The sequence below is a fragment of the Acinetobacter sp. YH12105 genome, from assembly GCF_013419095.1.
Classification (GTDB): domain Bacteria; phylum Pseudomonadota; class Gammaproteobacteria; order Pseudomonadales; family Moraxellaceae; genus Acinetobacter; species Acinetobacter pseudolwoffii.
Genome location: NZ_VPAU01000009.1, coordinates 116,415 through 128,184 on the forward strand (window position 1 = coordinate 116,415; position 11,770 = coordinate 128,184).

Annotated in this window: 12 protein-coding genes; 6 read left to right on the forward strand and 6 right to left on the reverse strand. The window is 42.5% G+C overall.

All coding sequences use genetic code 11. The features are described 5' to 3' along the window. Positions 1-28: 28 nt before the first annotated feature. Entirely contained in the window at positions 29-1,918 is a 1,890-nt protein-coding gene (ftsH, locus tag FTU44_RS08525; protein ID WP_034608943.1) for an ATP-dependent zinc metalloprotease FtsH, read from the reverse strand. 132 nt (positions 1,919-2,050) lie between these two features. Next, positions 2,051-2,701: a 23S rRNA (uridine(2552)-2'-O)-methyltransferase RlmE gene (gene rlmE, locus FTU44_RS08530; protein WP_005097715.1), complete on the reverse strand. Its 651-nt coding sequence runs from the start codon at positions 2,699-2,701 to the stop codon at positions 2,051-2,053. A gap of 195 nt (positions 2,702-2,896) precedes the next feature. On the opposite strand from rlmE, the gene yhbY reads away from it, so the two are divergent. Both yhbY and FTU44_RS08540 read left to right on the forward strand, forming a co-directional pair. Continuing rightward, positions 2,897-3,220: a ribosome assembly RNA-binding protein YhbY gene (gene yhbY, locus FTU44_RS08535; RefSeq protein ID WP_005097716.1), complete on the forward strand. Its 324-nt coding sequence runs from the start codon at positions 2,897-2,899 to the stop codon at positions 3,218-3,220. Positions 3,221-3,231: 11 nt separating this feature from the next. Continuing rightward, complete coding sequence (locus FTU44_RS08540) at positions 3,232-3,771, forward strand: DOMON-like domain-containing protein (RefSeq protein ID WP_005169863.1); 540 nt, start codon at positions 3,232-3,234, stop codon at positions 3,769-3,771. A 155-nt stretch (positions 3,772-3,926) separates the two neighbouring features. Here FTU44_RS08540 and FTU44_RS08545 read toward each other — a convergent pair whose 3' ends face one another. Both FTU44_RS08545 and FTU44_RS08550 read right to left on the reverse strand, forming a co-directional pair. Next, the gene (locus FTU44_RS08545; protein WP_005169862.1) at positions 3,927-4,151 is read right to left on the reverse strand and encodes a hypothetical protein; all 225 of its coding nucleotides are present in this window, start codon (positions 4,149-4,151) and stop codon (positions 3,927-3,929) included. A gap of 101 nt (positions 4,152-4,252) precedes the next feature. Further along, a complete protein-coding gene (locus tag FTU44_RS08550) occupies positions 4,253-4,741 on the reverse strand; it encodes a hypothetical protein (RefSeq protein ID WP_159516100.1) in 489 nt (162 codons plus the stop codon). Positions 4,742-5,049: 308 nt separating this feature from the next. On the opposite strand from FTU44_RS08550, the gene carA reads away from it, so the two are divergent. From carA to greA, 3 genes are all read left to right on the forward strand, one after another. After that, a complete protein-coding gene (carA, locus tag FTU44_RS08555) occupies positions 5,050-6,189 on the forward strand; it encodes a glutamine-hydrolyzing carbamoyl-phosphate synthase small subunit (RefSeq protein ID WP_005097721.1) in 1,140 nt (379 codons plus the stop codon). Positions 6,190-6,202: 13 nt separating this feature from the next. Then, positions 6,203-9,433, forward strand: a complete 3,231-nt coding sequence (gene carB / locus FTU44_RS08560; protein ID WP_005097722.1) for a carbamoyl-phosphate synthase large subunit — start codon at positions 6,203-6,205, stop codon at positions 9,431-9,433. A gap of 92 nt (positions 9,434-9,525) precedes the next feature. After that, complete coding sequence (gene greA, locus FTU44_RS08565) at positions 9,526-10,002, forward strand: transcription elongation factor GreA (protein ID WP_005097724.1); 477 nt, start codon at positions 9,526-9,528, stop codon at positions 10,000-10,002. 49 nt (positions 10,003-10,051) lie between these two features. Here greA and FTU44_RS08570 read toward each other — a convergent pair whose 3' ends face one another. Continuing rightward, positions 10,052-10,672 carry an FMN-binding negative transcriptional regulator gene (locus FTU44_RS08570; protein ID WP_100357865.1) on the reverse strand — a complete coding sequence of 207 codons (621 nt, stop codon included), beginning with the start codon at positions 10,670-10,672 and terminating at the stop codon, positions 10,052-10,054. A gap of 104 nt (positions 10,673-10,776) precedes the next feature. Here FTU44_RS08570 and FTU44_RS08575 point away from each other — a divergent pair, with 104 nt between their 5' ends. Continuing rightward, positions 10,777-11,400, forward strand: a complete 624-nt coding sequence (locus FTU44_RS08575) for a CatB-related O-acetyltransferase (protein WP_180050153.1) — start codon at positions 10,777-10,779, stop codon at positions 11,398-11,400. A gap of 2 nt (positions 11,401-11,402) precedes the next feature. Here FTU44_RS08575 and FTU44_RS08580 read toward each other — a convergent pair whose 3' ends face one another. Then, positions 11,403-11,657 (reverse strand): hypothetical protein, encoded by a 255-nt coding sequence (locus tag FTU44_RS08580; protein ID WP_180050155.1) that lies wholly within the window; start codon positions 11,655-11,657, stop codon positions 11,403-11,405. Between the last annotated feature and the right edge of the window lie 113 nt (positions 11,658-11,770).

Here is an 11,770-nt window from a genome sequence, read left to right on the forward strand (position 1 = left end):
ACCACCCGAAGGTGGTTTTTTATTTAACTTAGTTGGCTGGCAATGGCGGTGGCGTCAACGGGCCATCATCTGGGGTTACATCAATCACAGGATTTTCTGCAACATAGACTTTTGGCGGTTGAGGCTCACGACCTTCCATAATGTCACGGATTTGATCACGATCAATAGTTTCCCATTCCATCAAGGCTTTGACCATCGCATGGGCAATATCTTTTTTACTTTCCAAGATATCGCGTGCGACTTTATATTGCTCATCCAGAATTCGGCGGATTTCACGATCGACTTCTAACTGGGTCGTTTCAGAAATACTGCGGCTACCAATACTGCCCATAAACGATTGCTGTGCATCTTCTTCATAGACCATGACGCCCATTTTGTCAGACATACCGTATTTGGTCACCATCGCACGTGCCATTTTAGTTGCACGTTCGAAGTCGTTTGAAGCACCTGTCGACATTTGGTTAATGAAGACTTCTTCTGCAATGCGACCACCAAACAAAATCGAAAGTTCATTCAACATTTTGTCTTTATAATGGCTGGTTTGGTCAAATTCAGGTAGCTGCCAGGTCACGCCCAATGCCCAGCCACGCGGCATAATGGTGACTTTATGCACAGGGTCTGTACCCGGCAAACTTTCAGCAACAATCGCATGACCTGCTTCATGATAAGCCGTCGCACGACGCTCTTCATCACGAAGTACCATCGATTTACGCTCAGGACCCATATAAAGCTTGTCTTTTGCATCTTCAAAGTCATGCATATCGACAGTGTTTTTGTTACGGCGTGCAGCAAATAAAGCAGCTTCATTCACTAGGTTGGCCAATTGCGCACCCGAGAAGCCCGGTGTACCACGTGCAAGTACTTTAACATCGACCCCTGTGACTGAAGGCAATTTTTTCAAATGCACATTCAGGATTTGTTCACGACCCTTAATGTCTGGCAAACCAACCACAACTTGACGGTCAAAACGGCCTGGACGAAGTAATGCTTTATCCAGTACATCTGCACGGTTGGTTGCAGCAATCACGATAATGCCTTCATTGCCTTCAAAGCCGTCCATTTCCACCAGCATCTGGTTCAGCGTCTGCTCACGTTCATCGTGACCACCACCCGTACCTGAACCACGGTGACGACCGACTGCATCAATCTCATCAATAAAGATGATACATGGTGCATGACGTTTTGCCTGTTCGAACATGTCACGCACACGCGATGCACCAACACCCACAAACATTTCCACGAAGTCAGAACCTGAAATACTAAAGAATGGCACTTTAGCTTCACCGGCAATGGCTTTGGCAAGCAAGGTTTTACCTGTACCTGGAGGACCGACCATCAAAACACCACGTGGAATACTTGCACCGAGACGTTTAAATTTGGTTGGGTCTTTCAGGAAGTCGACAATTTCAACCACTTCTTGCTTGGCTTCATCACAACCGGCAACATCGACGAAAGTGACTTTAATCTGGTCTTCAGACAACATTTTGGCTTTAGACTTACCAAAACTCATTGGGCCGTTTTTACCACCTGCACCGCCACCCATGTTGCGCATAAAGAACATGAATAACAAAATGATTAAAAGCACAGGGAAACTTGCAATAAGCAACTGCATGAGCAAGCCTTGACGTTGTGGTGCTTCACCTTCGACCACAACATTATTTTTAATGAGGCTTGGCATCAGCTCAGGATCCTGAACTGCCGGACGAATACTTTCAAACTCTGAACCGTTTGATTTTTCGCCACGAATTCTTTCGCCGTCAATAACAACTTGTTTAATTTGGCCAGCATTGACCGCGGCAACAAACTCTGAGTAGTTCATTGTAGTCGGTTGATTGCGGTCACTGACGTTGCTGAAGATTAACACCAGCACACCCAGTATTACGAGCCACAATACGGCATTCTTAAAAAGATCGCTCAAAGCTTTATTCCCATTCCAATCTAATTTGATCATGCCCTGTTCAGGGTGACCTTAATACTTAAGCTGTAAATTAACTTACAATTATCTGAAAACGTACAAAATGCACAATTTTTAACGACTTGGCAAGTAGACTTATTTTAAAGCCTTCTTGCGTCCCTGCCCGATCAGGAAAACTTCTTTAGAGCGAGCACGTGATGCCAAGGGTTTAGATGTTTTCAGAATATCAAAACTATCAACCACTTGCTTACGGAATTCATCAAAACCTGAGCCTTGGAAAACTTTTACCACAAATTGACCTTTGGGGCCTAGCACCTTATTGGCAAAATCCAGTGCAAGTTCACACAAGTAAATCTGACGCGGTTGATCTACAGCCTTATTACCTGATGTATTGGGGGCCATATCTGAAATTACAACGTCTACAGTACGACCATCTAAAATTTCTAGCAGTTTTTGGAAAACTTCTTCTTCACGGAAGTCACCTTGCAGAAAAGTGACATCTGGTAAAGCATCCATTGGTAAAATATCAGATGCAATCAATAAACCCTTATCGCCAACAAGTTTACCGGCAATCTGTGACCAGCTGCCTGGCGCTGCGCCCAGGTCGACCACAGTCATACCAGGTTTAATGATTTTATACTTTTCTTGCATTTCTAAGAGCTTATATGCTGCACGCGCACGATAGCCTTCCTTTTGTGCCTTTTTTACATAAGGATCGTCTAAATGCTCTCTCATCCAATCACGACTACTTTTAGATAACTTTTGGTTGGTAATGCGTGTAGCCATAACTCTCTAAATAAAAAAATGTCTCATTATTAATTGTACGTGAAAAAGACTTATTTTGCAGTATACATGTGTATCTAAATCTAAGGCTTTTGCTCTCTCCGTGGACAGATTGAATATGATTATTTCCTGATAATTTACAGCGTTTATTTTTTGCTTTTGCTATACTAAGCCGTTTTAAAATTCAGGTTATCTCTCATGGCGGCTTTATCTATTCAGGAACGTAAGCGTTTACGTCAAATCGGACATACACTTAACCCAGTCGTGATGCTAGGTGACAAAGGTCTGACGGAAAATGTCATCGAAGAATTAGCGCGTGCTTTAAACGATCACGAACTGATTAAAGTTAAAATTGTCGCTGAAGATCGTGAAGCGCGTGCAGCGCTGATTGCTGAAATTTCAGAAGCGACTGGTGCTGAAGTGGTTCAAACTATTGGTAAAATTGCACTGCTTTATAAGAAAGCGGCAAAACAGAACCAAAAATTGTCCAATCTTGTTCGTTTCGCTCATTTGTCTAACTAAGTACAGGACTTATGGCAAGTTACGAACTTAGCGCATTTGATCGCCGTTTTCAGGCCATCTCTCTGGTTGCTGCCATTGAACAGCAAGGTCCATGTAGTTTAAATGTGGGCTTCTGGATCCGCGATCCCAATCATTACATCCTGTGGCCAGACATGGTAGCTGCACATCCCCGTCAGGATTTCTTGTGGGAACAGACCTGCTTTGAAATTTTTATTGGGGTTCAGGGTGAAGATTTTTATCGTGAGATTAATCTCTCCCCTTCTCAGGCCTGGCAGGCTTATCAATTTGAAGAATACCGCTATCCTGAAGATATGCCACCACAAGCTGCAGATGATATTGAGCTGAATCAGCTCAAACGTACCCATTATGGTCTCAATGTCAGTGTGGATCTGACCGATTTTATGGCAACACATAAACTCAAATGGGAAAACTTGTTCCTGGGTTTATCTGCTGTTTTAAAAACCTCGCAAGGTGACCAGTACTACGCGATGCAGCATAGTAGTCCTCAGGCAGATTTTCATAATAAACGTGACTGGTTGCATGTATTTTAGATCAATCAAACCTGTATATCCTCTGTCTGAATCTGTAATAGGCTGATAAAACGTGAGACTTGAAGTCTCACGTTTTTGTTTGTCTCTAGACAAAGTAGTTAGCTGTGTATGGTTATTTTGCATTTTCTTGTTTTTGAACATCTTAGAGTAGCATTTTAATGAGGTAACTGATGCTGGCTCCGAATGGCTTTCACTGCAGCATAAAGAATAAAAGTAAAAGTGAGTACCATGAGCAGAACAGTCCCCAAAACCAGCCCCAGTACGCCCAAACATAACACAATCACACCCAGATAAAGTATGCGCCCCAAGCCGCTTTCCAGATTAAGCAGCATAATCAATATCAATAAAACAAGCACACCTACCAAATAATGCCGTGGCATCGTAACCCCTTCTGATTATTATTGTGAGTCCGTTTTGCTACATAAAGACAAAGGAGAACATGTGATTGTTCTCCTTTTAAAGAGCAGCCTTTCAACGCAGTTTAACTTTTCAGCTCAGGCTTTTTGTCTGAACTTTCTGCTTTCACTACCGGCTTGACTTTTTTCAGCACTTCAATGGTGCTGTCTTTAGAACGTTTTAAGGTATCGGTCAAATGCTCTTTATGTTTGGTCGAAATCTGACTGACATCCTCTTTCAGTTCCTTGCCCAGACTGGACAAGTCTTCGATCACTGCATTGAATTCTGTTTTGATAAAGCTCTTCAATTCAGTTAATTCTTTTTGTGAACCGAAGATCTGCTCCTTTAAAGTGTCAATTCGCTGCAACACCTCCTGCTTAAATTGGCGCAATTGTTCCTGTACGGTATCGGTCAATTGCTTGGCTTCAACTTCAAGCTTTTCTTTACTTTCTTCGATGCTTTCAAGTGCTTGATCTTTCGCCTCTACTGCTACTTTTTCAAGCTTCTCGGCAGTTTCTGCCACGACGCTCGGGCTGGCTTTTTTGGATTGGGTAGATTTTGATGCTGTAGTCATTTGTCTTGTTCCTATTGTTATATTGACTGAGCTATATTAGTAGACTTGATAAAATTTAAGATTTGATTTGTCTGACAATTATTAATTGCTTACATTTTTTCATCCTGTTTACAAAACAGACTTCCACTCAAAAAGCAAGGCATTTATCTTATACTTTCGCTGCAAAGCCATTGGACTTCAAGCATCATTCTGCGTATAATACCGTGTTAAGTTCAAGCGAGCAGACATAGGAGGGTAGGTTTAAAAATTAGCCTTCCTTTTTTTTCGTCTTCTCGCTTTTTTACAGCCTAAATTTCAGGAGCTTTGGTTTGAGCACCCCAGCAATTTTAGCCCTTGCCGACGGAACTATCTTTAAAGGTACTTCGATTGGCGCATCGGGTAGTACGACTGGTGAAGTCGTTTTCAACACTGCCATGACTGGCTATCAAGAAATTTTGACTGACCCGAGTTATGCACAGCAACTTGTGACACTGACTTACCCGCATATCGGTAACACAGGCTGCAATGAAGAAGACGCTGAATCAGGTCGTATTCATAAAGTTTGGGCCAACGGATTGATCATTCGTGACCTGCCTTTATTGCACAGTAACTTCCGTTCAACCCAATCATTAGCTGAATATTTGGTACAACACAATGTTGTGGCAATTGCGGATATCGACACGCGTAAATTGACACGTATCCTACGTGACAAAGGTGCGCAAAATGGCTGTATCCTTGCTGGCGAAAATATCACTGAAGCAGAAGCGCTTGAAAAAGCACGTGCCTTTAGCGGTTTAAACGGTTTAGACCTGGCAAAAGAATGTTGCGATCCTGAGGGCTTTGAGTGGACTGAAGGCTCTTGGGCATTAGGCAAAGGTTTCTCTCAACCTGAACTTAAATTCCATGTTGTTGCATACGATTACGGTGTCAAAACCAACATCTTACGTATGCTCGCAGACCGCGGTTGTAAACTGACTGTGGTGCCTGCGCAAACTCCTGCTGCTGACGTACTTGCTCTGAATCCAGATGGCGTGTTCCTGTCGAACGGCCCTGGCGATCCAGCTGCATGTGACTACGCAATTGAAGCTGTAAAAACAATTGTAGAAACCACTGAAATTCCAGTATTTGGTATCTGTCTGGGTCACCAGATCCTTGCACTTGCAAGTGGCGCCAAAACACTAAAAATGCCTCACGGTCACCACGGTGCCAACCATCCTGTGCAAAACCTTGAAAATGGTACAGTGATGATTACTTCTCAAAACCACGGCTTCGCAGTTGATGAAAGCAACCTGCCGGATGTATTGCGTGTAACGCATCGCTCACTGTTTGATGGTACTAACCAAGGTATTCATCGCACAGACAAGCCTGCGTTCAGCTTCCAGGGTCACCCTGAAGCAAGCCCTGGTCCACATGACTGCGCACCATTGTTCGATCATTTCATCGAACTTATCGAAGCATCTAAGAAGTAATTAAGGAAGCATCATGGCTAAACGTACTGACATTAAAAGCATCTTAATTATTGGTGCGGGTCCGATTGTCATCGGTCAGGCATGTGAGTTTGACTACTCAGGTGCTCAAGCATGTAAAGCCCTTCGTGAAGAGGGCTACCGCGTTATTTTGGTCAACTCGAATCCGGCGACCATCATGACCGACCCTGCAATGGCAGACGCAACGTATATCGAACCGATTACCTGGCAAACTGTTGCACAAATTATTGAGAAAGAACGCCCAGACGCAGTTCTTCCCACCATGGGCGGTCAAACTGCATTGAACTGTGCCCTTGCCCTTGATGAGCACGGCATTCTAGAAAAATACAATGTTGAATTGATCGGCGCGACCAAAGAAGCGATTGAAAAAGCTGAAGACCGCAAACTCTTCGATCAGGCAATGCGTAAAATTGGTCTTGAATGTCCAAAAGCAGATATTGCCGAGTCAATGGAAGAAGCTTTAACTATTCAAGCACGCTTCGGCTTCCCTGTGATTATCCGTCCATCATTCACGATGGGTGGTTCAGGCGGCGGTATTGCATATAACCGTGAAGAGTTCATTGAAATCTGTGAACGCGGTTTCGATCTTTCTCCGACCAAACAGTTATTGATTGATGAATCTTTAATTGGCTGGAAAGAATACGAGATGGAAGTTGTTCGTGACAAAAACGACAACTGTATCATCGTCTGTACCATTGAAAACTTTGACCCAATGGGCGTGCACACGGGTGACTCAATCACAGTTGCTCCTGCACAAACATTGACAGACAAAGAATTCCAATTGCTTCGTAACGCATCTTTAGCAGTTTTACGTGAAATTGGCGTAGAAACAGGCGGTTCAAACGTTCAGTTCGGTATCAACCCTAAAGACGGTCGTATCGTTGTGATCGAGATGAACCCACGGGTTTCTCGTTCTTCTGCCCTTGCATCTAAAGCAACGGGTTTCCCGATTGCGAAAATCGCGGCGAAACTGGCTGTAGGTTATACCCTTGATGAGTTGAAAAATGACATCACGGGCGGTACAACTCCTGCTTCATTCGAACCTGCGATTGACTACGTTGTAACGAAAATTCCTCGCTTCAACTTCGAGAAATTCCCGCAAGCAGATGCAACTTTGACGACTCAGATGAAATCTGTCGGTGAAGTCATGGCCATTGGCCGTAACTTCCAGGAGTCTATGCAAAAAGCGCTTCGTGGTCTTGAAGTTGGTGCTTCTGGCTTCGATGAAAAAATCGAAATCGGTGCTGAAGGTGCGAAAGATAAAATTCTTCAAGAACTTAAAGTGCCAGGTCCTGAGCGCATCTGGTTCATTGGTGATGCATTCCGTCACGGCTTTACACTTGATGAAGTATTTGCTGCAACCAATATCGACCCTTGGTTCCTGATCCAGATCGAAGACATCATTAAAACTGAAGAACAGATTAAATCTTTAGGTTTTGGTGATTTGAACGCGGACAACATCCGCAGCTTCAAACGTAAAGGTTTATCGGATCTTCGTATTGCAGACTTGATGGGCATTTCACAAAAACAATTCCGTAAACACCGTTGGAACCTGGGCGTAACCCCTGTTTACAAACGTGTCGATACATGTGCTGCAGAATTTGAGTCTGATACAGCGTACATGTACTCAACTTACGATGAAGAATGTGAAGCAAATCCATCAACGCGTGACAAGATCATGGTGATTGGTGGCGGACCTAACCGTATTGGTCAAGGTATCGAGTTCGATTACTGCTGTGTACACGCAGCGCTTGCAATGCGTGAAGATGGTTATGAAACCATCATGGTCAACTGTAATCCTGAAACGGTTTCTACAGATTACGACACATCAGATCGTTTGTACTTCGAACCAATCACATTGGAAGATGTACTTGAAATCGTACGTATCGAGAAGCCTAAAGGCATTATCGTGCAGTACGGTGGTCAAACACCTTTGAAATTGGCTCGTGCTTTGGAAGAAGCCGGTGCGCCAATTATCGGTACATCTCCAGACGCGATTGACCGTGCAGAAGACCGTGAACGCTTCCAGCAAATGATTCAGCGTCTGCAACTTCGTCAACCGAACAACAGCATTGTAAAATCTGCTGAAGAAGGTATGGCTGAAGCAGCGAAAGTTGGCTATCCACTCGTTGTACGTCCATCATACGTTCTTGGCGGTCGTGCCATGGAAATCGTGTATAACGATGACGAATTGAAACGCTACTTACGTGATGCAGTTCAAGCATCAAACGAAGCACCGGTTCTTCTTGACCGCTTCCTTGATGACGCGATCGAAGTTGACGTGGACTGCGTATCTGACGGCAAAGACGTTGTAATTGGCGGTATCATGCAGCACATTGAACAAGCGGGTATCCACTCTGGTGACTCAGCATGTTCGATTCCTCCTTACTCGCTTTCTCAAGAAGTACAGGACGAAATGCGCCGTCAAACTGTTGCAATGGCAAAAGAACTGGGTGTAATCGGTTTGATGAACGTTCAGTTTGCAGTAAAAGGCACTGACGTTTACATCCTGGAAGTGAACCCACGTGCATCACGTACTGTACCGTTCGTTTCTAAATGTATCGGTGAGTCTTTAGCAAAAGTTGCTGCACGTTGTATGGCAGGTCAATCTCTAGAATCTCAAGGATTCACTAAAGAGATTATTCCTCAGCACTTCTCTGTAAAAGAAGCGGTGTTCCCATTCAACAAATTCCCGGGTGTTGACCCAATCCTTGGCCCTGAGATGAAATCGACTGGCGAAGTCATGGGTGTTGGTAAATCATTTGGTGAAGCGTTCTATAAAGCTGTATTAGGCTCGAACGATCGCTTACCAGGTAAACCAACTGAAGGCGAAGTAAAACATGCATTCCTGTCTGTTCGTGATTCAGATAAGCCGCATGTCGCGCGTATCGCTCAGCAACTGGTAGACTATGGCTTCAAGTTGCTTGCAACGGGTGGCACATACAGCGTGATTACTGAAGCGGGTATTGCATGTGAACGTGTGAATAAAGTAACCGAAGGCCGTCCTAATATCGTGGACCGCTTGAAAAATGGCGAAATTCACCTCATTATCAATACATCTGAAGGTAAACAGGCTCAGCAGGATTCGTTCTCGATCCGTCGCTCTGCGCTACAAGGTAAAGTGTATTACACGACCACCTTGAACGGTGCTGATGCTGTATGCCAAGCTTTAGCAATCAAATTGCCAATGGATGTATATCGCTTGCAAGACCTAACTAAAGGTTAATTAAGTTTCCAAGAAGTCCCGCTACCTTCTTGGTGGCGGGCTTTTTTTTATTTATAGATTTTATATCTTTCAACTGACTTTTGAGGGACAACATGCAACGTTATCCTATGACTCCTGAAGGCAAAATTGCCTTAGAGAAAGAATTACATCAACTGAAAACCGTTGACCGTCCTCGTATCACGGCTTCGATTGCGGAAGCACGTGAACACGGCGACTTAAAAGAAAATGCAGAATATCACGCAGCGCGTGAACAGCAAGGCTTCTGTGAAGGCCGTATTCAGGACATCGAAGGGAAACTGGGCGCTTGCCAGGTCATTGATGTGAAAGAACTTGAGCAATCAGGTCGTGTGGTTTTTGGTGTGACAGTGACAATTGAAAACCTGGATACTGAAGAGCAAAAAACTTACAAGATTGTAGGCGATGACGAAGCAGACTTTAAGATCAACAAGATCTCTGTGAACTCACCAATTGCACGTGGTCTTTTAGGTAAAAACGAAGGCGATGATGTGAAAATTACGACACCAAATGGTGAAGTTGAATACGAAATTGTGAAAGTTGAATATATCTAAGCTTTAGATATTTACAACAATTAAAGCCCCTCAATTGAGGGGTTTTTTATTATCTTTTTAATTGACCCATGGTCTTTGCCATATTCACTTTCCCTGATTCTTGAAGCTTTGTAATTACATTACGAAAATCTTTTTCTTCTCTATTCTGACTCAATTTTGATTTAGCAATTATTTTTTCAATTTTAATTTCAAATGCAACCAAGTGATTGAGCATTTCCATCAAATAATCTTTTGGAGCATCTGACATTTTCCAAGCATTTTCCCCATTAGTGATACTTTCATGCTGTTTAGTAAGTTGACCTAATACAGCAAGCTTAGTTTTCTGATCTTGAAAAAATTTAATCTCTCCATTTATGTGCACGACTTGATAATTCCAAGTAGGTACTTTTTTATGATCTTCAAATTTCGTTGGATAATAGTTTGGTGAGATATAAACATCCTCAGCTTTAAAAATGTATAGAACCTGATTATTAACAATTGAATTTTTAAAAAGTGTGTTTTCCAATGAAATATGACCTCTCAGTGTTTTTTCATCGATTAATAGTAGAGGAATATGTTCAGCAATTAACCCAGTTTGAGTCTGAGCTATCAAAGATGCTAGAGGATATTCATTAATTATTCTTGTTATTTCTTCAAGTCTATCTTCTCTAAATTCTGTTTCAACAAACATAGCTTTTCCATTCTTATAATGCACAATTAATATAAAGATTTTCATTCAGGATGTAAGTTTTTAATTGGTATATAATGATCAAAATCTTCTCCTTTTATTTCATCATGTCTCAAAAGCTGATTAACTCCCCTGTCAAACACTGGTGTGAGTTCGAATTCATCTCAAAAACGGTGAAGAATCCAAATATTCATATTAAGGGAAACTATTCTTACTATTCTGCTTATTGGGATCAGGGTTTTGAGCGTTGCGTGGTGCGTTATCTACATGACAAGCCCTCTACCCCAGATAAACCCATTGATCAGCTCTATATCGGCAATTTTGTCTGTTTTGGCGCAGAATGCGTGATTATGATGGGTGGTAATCAATTACACCGTACCGACTGGATTTCAGCCTTTCCCTTCGATACACGCAGTTTTGTGCCTGCTGGCGACACAGTCATTGGCGATGGATGCTGGATTGGCTCACGTGCCATGATTATGCAAGGTGTAACGCTTGGCGAAGGTGCTGTGGTAGCAACAAGTGCTGTAGTAACCAAAGATGTGCCGCCTTATGCAATTGTCGGTGGTGTACCTGCGAAAATCATTAAATACCGTTTTCCTGAAGAAGATATTAAAAAACTGCTTTCTCTAAAGCTCTATGACTTAGATGAAAAGCAGTTTTTAAAAATACGTGAGCAGTTGCAGACGGATGATGTGGTTAGCTTAGTAAATTTTATATCTAATTCATAAAATTACAGTCCAGTTTTTATATAATTCATCCAAGATTCAATAAAATCACTAGTTTTACTCAAAGGGCTTATTGAAAATGCAGACAAATACTCTATGTACTTGCTTTCTTTCCAACTAGCATCATCTCTAATTCGCTCAATATTATGATGCTCATGAATAAAGCTACTCATAAAAAAATCTTCAATTTTATAATCCCATTTCAATATATCTCGCACCCATGTAGTATCAGTAATTGCATCAAACTTAGGGCGTGTCATCAATTAGCTTGAGGAAAACCGCCTTGTCCCCATTATACTTTTATGACTAAACGCTATGCATTAAAAGATGAGCAGTGGGAACAGATTAAAGATCTGTTACCTGGACGAATGGG